This is a genomic window from Micromonospora sp. CA-244673 (assembly GCF_050948395.1).
In the GTDB taxonomy this organism is placed as follows: domain Bacteria; phylum Actinomycetota; class Actinomycetes; order Mycobacteriales; family Micromonosporaceae; genus Micromonospora.
The window spans coordinates 5,861,259-5,876,586 of the sequence record NZ_CP192019.1 but is presented as its reverse complement, the minus strand read 5'-3'; the positions used below and the strand labels follow the sequence as shown (position 1 = coordinate 5,876,586).

At 67.7% G+C, this 15,328-nt stretch carries 10 protein-coding genes and 3 rRNA genes; 8 read left to right on the top strand and 5 right to left on the bottom strand.

Annotated elements, in window-relative coordinates; genetic code table 11:
• Positions 1-24: 24 nt before the first annotated feature.
• On the top strand, positions 25-822 hold the full coding sequence (locus ACQP12_RS26865) for a carbon-nitrogen hydrolase family protein (protein WP_433282952.1): 798 nt from the start codon (positions 25-27) through the stop codon (positions 820-822).
• Between the two features lie 22 nt (positions 823-844).
• Here the strand turns inward: ACQP12_RS26865 and ACQP12_RS26860 are convergent, their stop codons facing one another.
• Complete coding sequence (locus tag ACQP12_RS26860; RefSeq protein WP_357951175.1) at positions 845-1,072, bottom strand: hypothetical protein; 228 nt, start codon at positions 1,070-1,072, stop codon at positions 845-847.
• A gap of 662 nt (positions 1,073-1,734) precedes the next feature.
• Between ACQP12_RS26860 and ACQP12_RS26855 the strand changes: the two genes are divergently transcribed.
• The 3 genes from ACQP12_RS26855 (at position 1,735) to rrf (ending at position 6,925) form a co-directional block, all read left to right on the top strand.
• A 16S ribosomal RNA gene (locus ACQP12_RS26855) occupies positions 1,735-3,249 on the top strand.
• Between the two features lie 375 nt (positions 3,250-3,624).
• Positions 3,625-6,733, top strand: a 23S ribosomal RNA gene (locus ACQP12_RS26850).
• Positions 6,734-6,808: 75 nt separating this feature from the next.
• Positions 6,809-6,925 (top strand): 5S ribosomal RNA (gene rrf / locus ACQP12_RS26845).
• The 16S, 23S and 5S rRNA genes sit together here, the layout of an rRNA operon.
• A gap of 46 nt (positions 6,926-6,971) precedes the next feature.
• Here rrf and ACQP12_RS26840 read toward each other — a convergent pair.
• Positions 6,972-7,649 (bottom strand): hypothetical protein, encoded by a 678-nt coding sequence (locus ACQP12_RS26840; protein ID WP_433282950.1) that lies wholly within the window; start codon positions 7,647-7,649, stop codon positions 6,972-6,974.
• Positions 7,650-7,719: 70 nt separating this feature from the next.
• Here ACQP12_RS26840 and ACQP12_RS26835 point away from each other — a divergent pair, with 70 nt between their 5' ends.
• From ACQP12_RS26835 to ACQP12_RS26825, 3 genes are read left to right on the top strand one after another with little or no spacing between them, the layout of a single operon-like run.
• A complete protein-coding gene (locus tag ACQP12_RS26835) occupies positions 7,720-10,338 on the top strand; it encodes a valine--tRNA ligase (protein ID WP_433282948.1) in 2,619 nt (872 codons plus the stop codon).
• Positions 10,335-11,669, top strand: a complete 1,335-nt coding sequence (locus ACQP12_RS26830) for a bifunctional folylpolyglutamate synthase/dihydrofolate synthase (RefSeq protein ID WP_433282946.1) — start codon at positions 10,335-10,337, stop codon at positions 11,667-11,669. The genes ACQP12_RS26835 and ACQP12_RS26830 overlap by 4 nt, the downstream gene beginning before the upstream one ends.
• Positions 11,666-12,052 carry a DUF4233 domain-containing protein gene (locus ACQP12_RS26825; RefSeq protein WP_433282944.1) on the top strand — a complete coding sequence of 129 codons (387 nt, stop codon included), beginning with the start codon at positions 11,666-11,668 and terminating at the stop codon, positions 12,050-12,052. The genes ACQP12_RS26830 and ACQP12_RS26825 overlap by 4 nt, the downstream gene beginning before the upstream one ends.
• Before the next feature lie 25 nt (positions 12,053-12,077).
• Here the strand turns inward: ACQP12_RS26825 and ACQP12_RS26820 are convergent, their stop codons facing one another.
• Complete coding sequence (locus ACQP12_RS26820; RefSeq protein ID WP_357950599.1) at positions 12,078-13,325, bottom strand: VOC family protein; 1,248 nt, start codon at positions 13,323-13,325, stop codon at positions 12,078-12,080.
• Positions 13,326-13,469: 144 nt separating this feature from the next.
• Between ACQP12_RS26820 and ndk the strand changes: the two genes are divergently transcribed.
• Entirely contained in the window at positions 13,470-13,895 is a 426-nt protein-coding gene (gene ndk, locus ACQP12_RS26815) for a nucleoside-diphosphate kinase (protein ID WP_357950596.1), read from the top strand.
• A 55-nt stretch (positions 13,896-13,950) separates the two neighbouring features.
• Here the strand turns inward: ndk and sigJ are convergent, their stop codons facing one another.
• Both sigJ and ACQP12_RS26805 read right to left on the bottom strand, forming a co-directional pair.
• Complete coding sequence (gene sigJ, locus ACQP12_RS26810; RefSeq protein WP_433282942.1) at positions 13,951-14,835, bottom strand: RNA polymerase sigma factor SigJ; 885 nt, start codon at positions 14,833-14,835, stop codon at positions 13,951-13,953.
• Positions 14,832-15,272 carry a carboxymuconolactone decarboxylase family protein gene (locus ACQP12_RS26805; protein WP_357950590.1) on the bottom strand — a complete coding sequence of 147 codons (441 nt, stop codon included), beginning with the start codon at positions 15,270-15,272 and terminating at the stop codon, positions 14,832-14,834. The genes sigJ and ACQP12_RS26805 overlap by 4 nt, the downstream gene beginning before the upstream one ends.
• Positions 15,273-15,328: the final 56 nt, after the last annotated feature.

Below are 15,328 nucleotides of genomic sequence, written 5' to 3'. Positions count from 1 at the left end.
CCGTCCGACCGTACGCTGAGCCTCATGCGCGTCGCCGTCTGCCAGCTCAACACCCGTGCCGACCGGACCGCGAACCTCGCCGCCGCGGAGGCCCTGCTGGCCAGGGCCGCGGCGGCCGGCGCGGATCTCGCCGTCCTCCCGGAGTACGTCGACTACCTCGGCCCGGCCGCCGGCATGCCGCCGGCCGAACCGGTCGACGGGGTGGTGGGCCGGTTCTTCGCCGACGCCGCCCGGCGGCTCGGCATGTGGGTGATCGCGGGCTCGTTCCACGAGGCCGGGCCGGACCCCGAGCACACCTGGAACACCTCGCTGGTCTTCGACCGCGACGGCGCGCTCGCCGCCAGCTACCGCAAGATCCACCTGTACGACGTGGAGATCCCCGGCCGCGTCTCCTATCACGAGTCCGCCACCGTGGCGCCGGGGGAGAAGCCCGTGGTGGTCGACGTCGAGGGCCTCCGGGTGGGCCTGTCGATCTGCTACGACCTCCGGTTCCCCGAGCTCTACCGGCAACTGGCGGTCGAGGGCGGTGCGGAGCTGCTGGTGGTGCCGGCCGCGTTCATGATGCACACCGGGCGCGACCACTGGGAGGTGCTGCTCCGGGCCCGGGCCATCGAGAACCAGTGCTTCGTGGCGGCCGCCGGCCAGACCGGTGACCACGAGCCGGGGCGGACCTGCTTCGGGCGCAGCATGGTGGTGGACCCGTGGGGGACCGTGCTCACCCAGGTCGCCGACGGGCCGGGCGTGGCCGTCACCGACCTGGACCGGGACCGGCTGCGGACGATCCGCGTCGAGCTGCCCAGCCTCGCCAACCGGCGGCTCTGACTCCGCTCCGCTTCCGAGCCAGTCAGCCTTCCAGCAGCACACCGACGACCGTGAAGCCGGCGATGGCCACCGCGGTGACGAGCAGGGCCGTGGTCATCCGTGAGGGACCGCGTCGGACGAGACGTCCCACCGACGCCAGGACGACGGCGAGCACGAAGGCGCCGATGACCAGCTGCCAGAACGGCAGCAGGAGCCCGAGCAGGGCTTCCTCGGCGAGCGTCTCCGCCGGCAACCGGGACACGTCATCCATGCCGAACACTCTGGCACGGATGGGCCCGCGGTGGTCCCGTCCGAGCCCGGCGGTCTTCCGGCCGGAGCCGTCGCGACGCACGGGAACGACAGTGACGATCACTGATTTGCCTTCTCGGAGCCGTCCGCGTAACTTTCTCTCTGCACGCGGGAGGCCGGACAAACTGGCCGAGAACGGGCGCCAGGCTGGTGGCGGGCAACGCCGAGCCAGACTGAGGATCCGGGCGGTGCGAGACACTCCGAGAAACACGGGGTTGCGATCGCGAAGCCGACCGGGTAGAGTTCGAAAGCCGGCAGGGAGCCGGGCGGGTGGCCGCGAAAGCGGCGATCGGCCGGTCCGCCGGAATCCACGAACAGCAACGACCGCCGGATACGGCGTGCGTCAGCGTGGATCGGGCTGAACCAAGTTGATCACCTCAAACACGAGGTTGACAGCGAAAGTCGGACCGGGTAAGTTGGAGAGGTTGCCCCAGACGGGGGTCCTGCTGATGCGGGGTTTCCGAATGGTGTGTGGTTGTTCTTTGAGAACTCAACAGGGTGCTTGATAAGCCAGTGCCAAATTGATTTATACCCCGGACTGGCAGCTCTTCTTTGGGAGGGTTTGCTGGTTGGGATTCCTTTGGCAACACTTTTGTTGTCAGGATGATTGTTCAACAAAGATTTTTGTTGGAGAGTTTGATCCTGGCTCAGGACGAACGCTGGCGGCGTGCTTAACACATGCAAGTCGAGCGGAAAGGCCCTTCGGGGTACTCGAGCGGCGAACGGGTGAGTAACACGTGAGCAACCTGCCCTAGGCTTTGGGATAACCCCGGGAAACCGGGGCTAATACCGAATATGACCTTTCCTCGCATGAGGTTTGGTGGAAAGTTTTTCGGCCTGGGATGGGCTCGCGGCCTATCAGCTTGTTGGTGGGGTGATGGCCTACCAAGGCGACGACGGGTAGCCGGCCTGAGAGGGCGACCGGCCACACTGGGACTGAGACACGGCCCAGACTCCTACGGGAGGCAGCAGTGGGGAATATTGCACAATGGGCGGAAGCCTGATGCAGCGACGCCGCGTGAGGGATGACGGCCTTCGGGTTGTAAACCTCTTTCAGCAGGGACGAAGCGTAAGTGACGGTACCTGCAGAAGAAGCGCCGGCCAACTACGTGCCAGCAGCCGCGGTAAGACGTAGGGCGCGAGCGTTGTCCGGATTTATTGGGCGTAAAGAGCTCGTAGGCGGCTTGTCGCGTCGACTGTGAAAACCCGCAGCTCAACTGCGGGCCTGCAGTCGATACGGGCAGGCTAGAGTTCGGTAGGGGAGACTGGAATTCCTGGTGTAGCGGTGAAATGCGCAGATATCAGGAGGAACACCGGTGGCGAAGGCGGGTCTCTGGGCCGATACTGACGCTGAGGAGCGAAAGCGTGGGGAGCGAACAGGATTAGATACCCTGGTAGTCCACGCTGTAAACGTTGGGCGCTAGGTGTGGGGGGCCTCTCCGGTTCCCTGTGCCGCAGCTAACGCATTAAGCGCCCCGCCTGGGGAGTACGGCCGCAAGGCTAAAACTCAAAGGAATTGACGGGGGCCCGCACAAGCGGCGGAGCATGCGGATTAATTCGATGCAACGCGAAGAACCTTACCTGGGTTTGACATGGCCGCAAAACTGTCAGAGATGGCAGGTCCTTCGGGGGCGGTCACAGGTGGTGCATGGCTGTCGTCAGCTCGTGTCGTGAGATGTTGGGTTAAGTCCCGCAACGAGCGCAACCCTCGTTCGATGTTGCCAGCGCGTTATGGCGGGGACTCATCGAAGACTGCCGGGGTCAACTCGGAGGAAGGTGGGGATGACGTCAAGTCATCATGCCCCTTATGTCCAGGGCTTCACGCATGCTACAATGGCCGGTACAATGGGCTGCGATACCGCGAGGTGGAGCGAATCCCAAAAAGCCGGTCTCAGTTCGGATCGGGGTCTGCAACTCGACCCCGTGAAGTCGGAGTCGCTAGTAATCGCAGATCAGCAACGCTGCGGTGAATACGTTCCCGGGCCTTGTACACACCGCCCGTCACGTCACGAAAGTCGGCAACACCCGAAGCCGGTGGCCCAACCCTTGTGGAGGGAGCCGTCGAAGGTGGGGCTGGCGATTGGGACGAAGTCGTAACAAGGTAGCCGTACCGGAAGGTGCGGCTGGATCACCTCCTTTCTAAGGAGCACCATCCGTCGAAAGACGGTATGGAGCCCGCACTGCCCGAATGTGGTGGTGGGGTGCTCAATGGCGGAGACACTGGCGAGTCCTTTCCCTGGCAACGGCCGGGTTCCTTCTAGTACGGCCACCTTCGCGGGTGGTGTGGAACGAAGTCCTGGTGCGGCTGGGGAGGATGGAGAGCACCCTGTTGGGTCCTGAAGGAACAACCACTGGTTGTCTTTCAGAGCCTTGGAGGCGGGCGTGAGCTCGTCGAGGCGCCAGGCATGGCCTGGCCTCGCATACCGCCGGCGGATGTCGGGTTTGGTGTGGGGCGTGTCGGGTTGTGGGTTGGTCGTTTGTTGAGAATTGCACAGTGGACGCGAGCATCTTTGTGGTCAAGTTGTCAAGGGCGAACGGTGGATGCCTTGGCACCAGGAGCCGATGAAGGACGTGGGAGGCCGCGATAGGCCTGGGGGAGCTGTCAACCAAGCTGTGATCCCAGGGTGTCCGAATGGGGAAACCCGGCACCAGTCATGTGGTGTCACCCACACCTGAACACATAGGGTGTGTGGAGGGAACGCGGGGAAGTGAAACATCTCAGTACCCGTAGGAAGAGAAAACAACAAGTGATTCCGTGAGTAGTGGCGAGCGAAAGCGGATTGAGGCTAAACCGGCTGCGTGTGATACCTGTCAGGGGTTGCGTGGTCGGGGTTGTGGGACCCTGCTGAGTGTGCTGACACACGCTCGAGAAGTTACAAAGTCAGTGGCTAGTCGAACAGTCTGGAAAGGCTGACCGTAGACGGTGATAGTCCGGTAGGTGAAAGTTGCTGACCTTCTGTGGGTGTTCCCGAGTAGCGGCGGACCCCTGAAATCTGCCGTGAATCTGCCAGGACCACCTGGTAAGCCTAAATACTTCCTGGTGACCGATAGCGGACGAGTACCGTGAGGGAATGGTGAAAAGTACCCCGGGAGGGGAGTGAAATAGTACCTGAAACCGTTCGCCTACAATCCGTCGGAGCCTTGCGGGGTGACGGCGTGCCTTTTGAAGAATGAGCCTGCGAGTTAGTGGCATGTGGCGAGGTTAACCCGTGTGGGGGAGCCGTAGCGAAAGCGAGTCTGAATAGGGCGTATTCAGTCGCATGCTCTAGACCCGAAGCGGAGTGATCTAGCCATGGGCAGGCTGAAGCGCGGGTAAGACCGCGTGGAGGGCCGAACCCACCAACGTTGAAAAGTTGGGGGATGACCTGTGGTTAGGGGTGAAAGGCCAATCAAACTCCGTGATAGCTGGTTCTCCCCGAAATGCATTTAGGTGCAGCGTCGCGTGTTTCTTGCCGGAGGTAGAGCACTGGATGGTCTAGGGGGCCCACAAGCTTACCGAAATCAGCCAAACTCCGAATGCCGGTAAGTGAGAGCGCGGCAGTGAGACTGCGGGGGATAAGCTTCGTAGTCGAGAGGGAAACAGCCCAGATCACCAGCTAAGGCCCCTAAGCGTGTGCTAAGTGGAAAAGGATGTGGGGTCGCATAGACAACCAGGAGGTTGGCTTAGAAGCAGCCACCCTTTAAAGAGTGCGTAATAGCTCACTGGTCAAGTGGTTCCGCGCCGACAATGTAGCGGGGCTCAAGCACACCGCCGAAGCTGTGGCATTCACATTTTAACCTCGCTTGGACTTGATTCCTTGTGCAGGTGTGTGGATGGGTAGGGGAGCGTCGTGCCGCGAGTGAAGCAACGGGGTGACCTAGTTGTGGACGCGGCACGAGTGAGAATGCAGGCATGAGTAGCGAAAGAAGGGTGAGAAACCCTTCCGCCGGATGACCAAGGGTTCCAGGGCCAGGCTAATCCGCCCTGGGTGAGTCGGGACCTAAGGCGAGGCCGAGAGGCGTAGTCGATGGACAACGGGTTGATATTCCCGTACCCGCGAAAGAGCGACCCTGACGAACCTCGTTGTGCTAACCACCCGAACCTCGGGAGGTCTTCGGACCGAACGAGGCGAGCGTGGGAACCTGGCGGGTAGTAGTCAAGCGATGGGGTGACGCAGGAAGGTAGCTGAGCCCGGCCGGTGGTTGTGCCGGGGTAAGCGTGTAGGCCGTGCCGTAGGCAAATCCGCGGCGCATGAAGGCTGAGACGTGATGCCGAGCCGATTCAGGTGAAGTCAGTGATCCTATGCTGCCGAGAAAAGCCTCTAGCGAGTTCTTAGCGGCCCGTACCCCAAACCGACACAGGTGGTCAGGTAGAGAATACCGAGGCGATCGGGCGAACTGTGGTTAAGGAACTCGGCAAATTGCCCCCGTAACTTAGGGAGAAGGGGGGCCGGAGACGTGAAGCCCCGCGCGGGTGGAGCGTTGTATGGCCGCAGAGAGCAGGGGGAAGCGACTGTTTACTAAAAACACAGGTCCATGCGAAGAAGTAATTCGATGTATATGGACTGACGCCTGCCCGGTGCTGGAACGTTAAGGGGACCTGTTAGCTCTTCGGGGCGAAGCGGAGAACTTAAGCGCCAGTAAACGGCGGTGGTAACTATAACCATCCTAAGGTAGCGAAATTCCTTGTCGGGTAAGTTCCGACCTGCACGAATGGCGTAACGACTTCCCCACTGTCTCAACCACAGGCCCGGCGAAATTGCACTACGAGTAAAGATGCTCGTTACGCGCGGCAGGACGGAAAGACCCCGGGACCTTTACTATAGCTTGACATTGGTACTTGAGTTAGCTTGTGTAGGATAGGTGGGAGCCGGTGAAGTCCATACGCCAGTATGGGTGGAGGCAATCTTGAAATACCACTCTGGTTGATTTGGGTATCTAACTTCGGACCGTTATCCGGTTCAGGGACAGTGTCTGGTGGGTAGTTTAACTGGGGCGGTTGCCTCCTAAAGGGTAACGGAGGCGCCCAAAGGTTCCCTCAGCCTGGTTGGCAATCAGGTGTTGAGTGCAAGTGCACAAGGGAGCTTGACTGTGAGACTGACAGGTCGAGCAGGGACGAAAGTCGGGACTAGTGATCCGGCACTGGCATGTGGAAGCGGTGTCGCTCAACGGATAAAAGGTACCCCGGGGATAACAGGCTGATCTTCCCCAAGAGTCCATATCGACGGGATGGTTTGGCACCTCGATGTCGGCTCGTCGCATCCTGGGGCTGTAGCAGGTCCCAAGGGTTGGGCTGTTCGCCCATTAAAGCGGTACGCGAGCTGGGTTTAGAACGTCGTGAGACAGTTCGGTCCCTATCCGCCGTGCGCGTAGGATACTTGAGAAGGGCTGTCCCTAGTACGAGAGGACCGGGACGGACGAACCTCTGGTGTGCCAGTTGTCCCGCCAGGGGCACGGCTGGTTAGCTACGTTCGGAAGGGATAACCGCTGAAAGCATCTAAGCGGGAAGCTCGCTTCAAGATGAGGTATCCCACCCACTTTGTGGGGTAAGGCCCCCAGCTAGACGACTGGGTTGATAGGCCGGAAATGTAAGCCCGGTAACGGGTTCAGTTGACCGGTACTAATAGGCCGAGGACTTGACTACCAAGCTGCTACGCGTCCACTGTGCAACTCTGAACGAGCGAACAACCTGTTGGTTGTTTTGACATGTTCATAGAGTTACGGCGGTCATGGCGGAGGGGAAACGCCCGGTCACATTCCGAACCCGGAAGCTAAGCCCTCCAGCGCCGATGGTACTGCACTCGGGAGGGTGTGGGAGAGTAGGACACCGCCGGAAGGGCCACCCTTCGGGGTGGCCCTGACTGCGTTTGTGGCCCGCATTGTCAGCGGTGCTGGACGCCCTCGCGGAGCTGGCGGAACAGCACCGCGGAGTCGTCCACGGACCGGCCCGGAAACATCCCCATCGCGACGCTGCCGTGGTCGGCCCAGCCGCAGACCGCGAAGTCGCCGCCGTCGCCGCTGGTCGTGCCGCACTTCATCACGCCGCCCAGGGCGCCGGCGTCCACCTCGCGCAGGCCGGTCACCTTGCCGGTCTCGTCGGCCATCAGCCCGAAGAGGCTGTCCAGGTCCCGCTCCGGCTGCCACAGCAGCGTGGTGCCGCCGAAGAGGAGGACCGACCGCTTGGCGTCCGCCGGGTCGGTGTAGACGGTGCCGAAGCTCCGGTCCAGCTCGATGTCGGCGGCGAAGCCGTCGCGCAGGTAGTCGGCGGTGCTGCGGGCCCGGTCGCTGTCGTCCCGGGTGAGCCCGGCCACCGTGGCCGGCGTGCTCAGCTCGGTGTCCTTCTCCGCCAGCACCCGCCAGCCGCCGAGACCGAGCGCCCCGGCGCCGGCCAGGCCGACCGCCAGCGCGGCCGCGAGCGCGATCTTCCGCCGCCGGGAAACGGGGCGGCGCTCGGGCTCCTGGGCAGGGTCGCGGCGGCTCAGCCGGATCGGCTCGTCGGTCAGGTCGACCGGCTCGGGACCGTCGTCGACCGGACGCTCGGTGAGGTGCGCGTCGGACATGTCCGCCACCGTACGCGAACTAACAGGTGGCGCACGCCGGGTCTCCGAAAGCGCTCCGTAGACTTTCAGGGTGACCGAGAGACTGGATGCCCGACGCCCCGACGCCCCGACCCTTGCCGGCCAGTACCAGCCCGGCGAGGTAGAGCAGCGACGGTACGAGCAGTGGGTAGCCGCCGGCCACTTCCGGGCGTCGGCGGACAGCGACAAGCCGCCCTTCACCATCGTCATCCCGCCGCCGAACGTGACCGGCTCCCTGCACATGGGCCACGCGTTCGAGCACACCCTCATGGACGCGCTGAACCGGCGTAAGCGGATGCAGGGCTTCGAGGCGCTCTGGCTGCCCGGCATGGACCACGCCGGCATCGCCACCCAGAACCTGGTCGAGCGGCAGCTCGCCGGCGAGGGCCTGTCCCGGCACGACCTGGGCCGCGAGAAGTTCGTGGAGCGGGTCTGGCAGTGGAAGGCCGAGTCCGGCGGCGCCATCCTGGGCCAGATGCGCCGCCTCGGCGACGCGGTCGACTGGGACCGTGAGCGCTTCACCATGGACGAGGGCCTGTCCCGGGCCGTCCAGACCATGTTCAAGAAGCTCTTCGACGACGGGCTCATCTACCGGGCCAACCGGATCATCAACTGGTGCCCGCGCTGCCTCACGGCGCTCTCCGACATCGAGGTCGAGCACACCGACGACGAGGGTGAGCTGATCTCGATCCGCTACAGCGACGAGGTCGTGGTGGCCACCACCCGGGCCGAGACCATGCTGGGCGACACCGCGGTCGCGGTGCACCCGGACGACGAGCGCTACCGGCACCTCATCGGCACCGAGGTGGACCTGCCGCTCACCGACCGGCGGATCCCCATCGTGGCCGACGAGCACGTCGACCCCAGCTTCGGCACCGGCATGGTCAAGGTGACCCCGGCGCACGACCCGAACGACTTCGAGATCGGCCAGCGGCACGACCTGCCGCAGCTGACGATCATGGACGAGCGCGGCATTATTACGGCGCCCGGCCCCTTCCAGGGCCTGGACCGCTACGAGGCCCGCCCGGCGATCGTGGCGGCGCTGCGCGAGCAGGGCCTGATCGTCGCCGAGAAGCGGCCGTACGTGCACGCCGTGGGGCACTGCTCCCGGTGCAAGACGACCGTCGAGCCGCGGCTGTCGCTCCAGTGGTTCGTCAACACCGCCCCGCTGGCCAAGGCCGCCGGCGACGCGGTGCGCGACGGCCGGGTGAAGATCGAGCCCGCCGAGCTGGCCAAGCGCTACTTCGCCTGGGTCGACAACATGCACGACTGGTGCATCTCCCGGCAGCTCTGGTGGGGTCACCGCATCCCGGTCTGGTACGGCCCAGCCGGCGAGATCGTCTGCGTCGGCCCCGACGAGGAGCCGCCGACCGGCGCGGGCTGGCGGCAGGACGAGGACGTCCTCGACACCTGGTTCTCCAGCGGCCTGTGGCCGTTCTCCACGCTCGGCTGGCCGGAGCGCACCCCGGACCTGGCGAAGTTCTACCCGACCAGCGTGCTGGTCACCGGCTACGACATCCTCTTCTTCTGGGTCGCCCGGATGATGATGTTCGGCCTCTACGCCATGGACGGCGTGCAGCCGTTCGACGTGGTGGCCCTGCACGGCATGGTCCGCGACGAGCACGGCAAGAAGATGTCGAAGTCGTTCGGCAACGTGGTCGACCCGCTGGACTGGATCGACCGGTTCGGCGCCGACGCCACCCGGTTCACCCTCGCCCGGGGCGCCAACCCCGGTCAGGACGTGCCGGTCAGCGAGGAGTGGTGCCAGGGCTCCCGCAACTTCTGCAACAAGCTCTGGAACGCCACCCGGTTTGCGCTGCTCAACGGCGCGCACACCGACGGGCCGCTGCCGGCCGCGACCGAGCTGTCGACCGTCGACCGGTGGATCCTCTCCCGGCTGGCGCACGTCACCGCCGAGGTCGACGAGCAGTTCGAGGCGTACGAGTTCGCCAAGGTCTGTGACCTGCTCTACCACTTCGCCTGGGACGACGTCTGCGACTGGTACGTGGAGCTGAGCAAGCCGGTGCTCGCCGAGGGCGGGCCGGCCGCCGACGCCACGCGCCGGGTGCTGGGGCACGTGCTGGACCAGCTGCTGCGGCTGCTGCACCCGGTGATCCCGTTCGTCACCGACGAGCTGTGGACCGCGCTGACCGGTGGCGAGACCGTGATGACCGCCGCCTGGCCGGCGGCCGACCGTACCCTCGTCGACGACCCCGCGGAGGTCGAGGTCGGCACCCTCCAGCGGGTGGTGACCGAGATCCGGCGGTTCCGTTCGGACCAGGGGCTGCGCCCGACGCAGCGGGTGGCCGCCCGGCTCGACGGCCTGACCGGCGCGGGCATCGCGGCGCACGAGCCGCTGGTCCGCTCGCTGGTCCGGCTCGACGCGCCGGGCGACGACTTCCAGGCCAGCGCCACCCTCGCCATGCCGGGCGAGGTCAGCGTGGCGCTGGACACCCGGGGTTCGATCGACGTGGCCGCCGAGCGGGCCCGGCTGACCAAGGACCGGGCGGCCGCCGAGAAGGAGGCCGCGCAGGCGCGGGCGAAGCTGGACAACCCGGCGTTCGTCGGCAAGGCGCCGGAGCCGGTGGTCGCCAAGATCCGCGAGCGGCTGGCGGTGGCCGAGGCGGACCTCATCCGGATCGACGCCGCCCTGGAGGCGCTTCCCTCGTGACCGACCGCACCGAATTCGCCGAGGTGGAGGCCGCGCTGAACGCGCGCGGCTTCACCCGCATCCGCTTCGAGCTGGAAAAGATCGAGAGCCTGCTCGACCTGCTCGGCAGCCCGCAGCGGGCGTACCCGTCGATCCACCTGACCGGGACCAACGGCAAGACGTCGACGGCCCGGATGATCGACGCGCTGCTGCGGGCCTTCGGGCTGCACACCGGCCGCTACACGAGCCCGCACCTGGAGACCGTCCGGGAGCGGATCAGCCTGGACGGCGAGCCGGTGAGCGAGGACCGCTTCGTGGCCACGTACCGGGAGGTGGAGCCACTCGCGGAGCTGGTCGACCAGCGCTCCGAGGAGCCGCTGACCTACTTCGACCTGACCACCGCGCTGGCCTTCGCCACCTTCGCCGACGCCCCCGTCGACGTGGCCGTGGTGGAGGTGGGGCTCGGCGGCGCCGAGGACGCCACCAACGTGATCCAGGCCGGGGTCGCGGTGATCACCCCGATCGGGCTGGACCACACCGAGTGGCTCGGCGACACCATCGAGGACATCGCGTTGCACAAGGCGGGCATCATCCACCCCGGCGCCACCGTCATCGCGGCGGCCCAGGAGGAGGAGGCCGCCCGGCCCGTCCTGGAGCGCTGCGCCGAGGTCGGCGCCACCGTCGCGCGGGAGGGCGCCGAGTTCGGCGTGCTGCGCCGCGCGGTCGCGGTCGGCGGCCAGGTGCTCACCATCCAGGGCCTCGGCGGGGTGTACGAGGAGATCTTCCTCCCGCTGCACGGCGCGCACCAGGCGCAGAACGCCGCCGTGGCGCTCGCCGCGGTGGAGGCGTTCCTCGGCGCGGGCGCGCGGCGGCAGCTGGACATCGAGGCGGTCCGGGAGGGCTTCGCGGCGGCCAGCTCGCCGGGCCGGCTGGAGAAGGTGCGTACCGCCCCGACGGTCCTGCTCGACGGCGCGCACAACCCGCACGGGATGGCCGCCACCGTCACCGCCCTCCAGGAGGAGTTCGCGTTCAGCAAGCTGGTCGGCGTGCTCGCCGTGCTCGGCGACAAGGACGCGTCGAGCCTGTTGGAGCTGCTCGAACCGGTGCTCGACTCGATCGTGGTCACCGCGAACAGCTCGCCCCGGGCCATGCCCGTCGACGAGTTGGCCGAGCTGGCCCGGGAGGTCTTCGGGCCGGACCGGGTGCAGGCGACCGAGGGGATGCCGGACGCCATCGAGGCGGCCGTCGCCGAGGCCGAGTCGGACGTGCCGGGCGAGCTGTCCGGGGTGGGTGTGCTGATCACGGGATCGGTGGTGACCGTGGCCGACGCCCGCCGGCTGCTCAAGCGATGACCGGCCCGGTGGACGAGCACCCGCCGGACGGGGTGGAGCAGCCGCGGCGCTCAGGGCTGCGCGACCCCGCCAAGGCCGTGCGCGGCCTCGGCGCCGGCACCCTCGCGCTGGAGGCGCTGGTGCTGCTGCTGGCCATCCAACCGATCCGGGTGGTCGGCGGGGACCTCAGCGGCGCGGCCGTCGCCGCGATCGTCGCGCTGGCGGTCGCCTGCGTGGTGGTCGCCGGCCAGATGAAGCGGGCGTGGGCCTGGAACGCCGGCACGGTCCTTCAGGGCCTGCTGCTGCTGTCCGGGCTGCTGCACTGGTCGCTGTTCGCGCTCGGCGTCATCTTCGCGCTGGTGTGGGCGTACGCGCTGCACGTGCGGCGGGTCATCCTCCGCTGAGCCGGCCCGGGGTGCGCGGCCGGGGTCAGGCGTCGGCGAGGGTGCGCCACTGGGTGAGCGCCACGCCGTGCCCGTCCGGGTCGCGGAAGGCGGCCGCCCACACCTCCAGCTTGGTGCCGCGGTTCACCACCCGCGGGGCGTACGTGAACCGGACGCCGGACCCGCGCAGCCGCTGGTAGGCCGCCTGGATGTCGTCGACCTCGAGGTTGACGTGGACCAGCCGGCGGCTGATCGGGGCGGCACCGGTCACCCGGCGCAGCACGAGGCGGGTCGGCCCGGACGAGAGGACGGCGTTGCCCTCGCCGCGGTCCATTTCGGCGAAGCCGAGGTCCCGGTAGAAGTCGAGGGACCGGTCCAGGTCGGTGACGAGCAGGGTGATGCCGACGCCGCTGATCGGGCTCGCCGCCTCGGCCGGCTCGTCGTCGCCGGCGGGGCCGAAGATGGCCTCGTCCAGTTCCTCCGGGGTGGGCGGCGCCTCGCCGACCGGCTCGTCCAGCGGGACGTCGATCGGGTCCACCGGCATGGTGTCGAACCGCTCCTCGGCGGGCGGGCGGGGCGTCGGGGCCCGGCGGGGGAGCGGGCCGCCCGTGGCCGGCTCGACCAGTTGCCCCTCCAGCACGACCCCGCCGCCGGGGCGCTGGTGCAGCACCACCGGCTCGCGGTCCTCCGGCAGCCCGCCGAGGTCGTCGAGGAGCGGGTCCGGCGCGGGCGGGAAGTCGTCGCGGAAGTCGTCCTCCGGGGCCCGGTCGGCCCACGGCGGGGCCTCCTGCCCGATGAGCACCTCGTCGACCGGATCCGGGTCGGCGTACTCGGGCGGGAGGTCGGCCACCGCGGCGGCCGTCTCGGCGTGGGTGGGCACCTCGTCCCAGAGGACACGGACGTGCCGCTGGTCGTCGAGGGCGACCCGGACGGGCAGCGCCTGGCCCAGCGACGGCCACTTGGCGACCGGGACCCGCGGCTCGATGATCTTCTTGGACCGGGGCGGCAGGCCGGGCGCGTCGATCACCAGTTGCAGCTCGCAGCGGCCGAAGGCGTACTGGGTGGGTGGCTCGGAGGCGCTGTGCACGTGGCCAAGCCCGACCACCCAGGTGCGGCCGCCGCCGCGGACCGTGGCCAGGGCGATCGCCAGCACCAGCAGGGCGACCCCGAGCGCCACGATCGCCCAGCTCGTCATGCCCAGCCCGAACAGGGTCACGAACGTGGCCAGGGTGCCCAGCACCGCGCCGATCAGCTTGCGCACCGGCGCGATGGGTCGGTTCCCGCCATTCGCCACAGTGGACCTCCCAGGGGTTCCAGGGCCAGGCTAGGCCGCCGCGGCGACCCAGGGAAGGAGCAGGCGCCGCGCCGGCGCCGGGACCGGGTCGCTACGCTGACCGTACCCAGCCCGACCCGGTTCCGCGCACAGGAGGAAACCAGCGTGTCCAGCAGCAGCCCGGACGAGCGCACGCTCGTACTGATCAAGCCCGACGCGGTCCGCCGCGGTCTGGTCGGGGAGATCCTCGGCCGTTTCGAGCGCAAGGGCCTGCGGATCGACGCGCTGGTGATCCGCACCATGGACGGCGACTTCGCCGACCAGCACTACGCCGAACACGTGGACAAGCCGTTCTACCCGCCGCTGAAGGCGTTCATGACCGGCGGCCCGCTGGCGGCCCTGGTGCTCTCCGGCGACCAGGTGATCGAGGTGGTCCGCGGGATGATCGGCAGCACCGACGGCCGCAAGGCCGCCGCCGGCACCATCCGCGGCGACCTCTCCCTCTCCAACCGGGAGAACCTGGTGCACGCCTCCGACTCGGTGGACAGCGCCAAGCGCGAGATCGCCCTCTGGTTCCCCGAGCTGGGCTGACCGGGCTTCCGACGGCCCCGGTTCCGCGCGTGCGGGCCGGGGCCGTCGCGCGTGCTCAGCCCGGCACGCCGAGCAGTTTGTCCGGGTTGCCGATGAGGTAGACGCCGGTGATCCGGCCCTCGGCGGCGGCCACGGAGAGGATGTAGCGGGCACCGGGCCAGGTCAGCAGCAGCGCGGGTGCGCCGTTGAGCTCGACCGGGACGCCCCGGACGTCGGGGTGGCGCTGGTGGTAGAGGCCGGCGAAGAAGCGGGCGATCCGCTCCGCCCCGTGGACCGGGTTGCGGGCCGCGGAGACCCGGCCGCCGCCGTCGTTCCAGGAGGTGGCGTCGGCCGCGACCAGGCCGGTCAGCCGGGCCAGGTCGCCGTCGCGCGCCGCGGCCAGGAACGCGTCGAGCAGCCGGCGCTGCTCGGCCGGGTCGGCGGTGAACCGCCGCCGGCCCTCGGCGATCCGGGCCACCGCGCGGTGGTGCAGTTGCCGGCAGTCCGCCGCGGACCGGTCCAGCACCTCGCCGATCTCGGCGTACGGCAGGGCGAAGGCGGTGTGCAGCACGTACACGGCACGCTCCGGCGGGGTGAGCCGTTCCAGCAGGTGCAGCAGCGCGGTGGAGAGCGTCTCCCGCTGCTCGACCGTGTCGAGCGGGCCGAACGGCGACGGGTCGGTCGGCACCGGCTCGGGCAGCCAGGGCCCGACGTACGTCTCCCGGGCGGCCTGCCGGGCGCGCAGCCGGTCCAGGGCCAGCCGGGTGACCACCCGGGACAGGTAGCGGCGCGGCTCGGCCACGCTGTCCCGGTCGACGTCCAGCCAGCGCAGGTACGCCTCCTGGAGCACGTCCTCGGCGTCGTGCAGGCTGCCCAGCAGCCGGTACGCCAGCCCGAGCAGCATCGGCCGGTGCGCGGTGAGCGCACCGGCCGCCTGCGCCGCCGCCGAGGGTGAGGTCACACCTCGACCGGCGGTTCGGTACGGGTGCTCACCGAGATCCGGTTCCACACGTTGATTGTGGCGATCGCGACCAACAGATCGGCGAGTTCCTTCTCCGACCAGACCTTCGCGGCGGCGTCCCACACGTCGTCCGGCACGCCGTGCTCGCCGAGCCGGGTCACCGCGTCGGTCAGCGCCAGCGCCGCCCGCTCCCGCTCGTCGAAGAAGGGCGCCTCCCGCCACGCCGCGACGGCGAACAGCCGCCGGCTGGACTCGCCCGACCCCAACGCGTCCCGGCTGTGCATGTCGACGCAGAACGAGCAGCCGTTCAACATCGACGCCCGGAGCTTGACCAGCTCCAGCACGGTGTGGTCCACGTTCTTCTGGACGTACTTCTCCAGGCCGAGAACCGCCCGGTACGCCTCCGGCGCCACCGCCGCCGTGTCCATCCGGCTCATCGCCGCCTCCTTCATGTCGGTAGGTACGCCCACACGACGGATCGGGACCGGCCCGG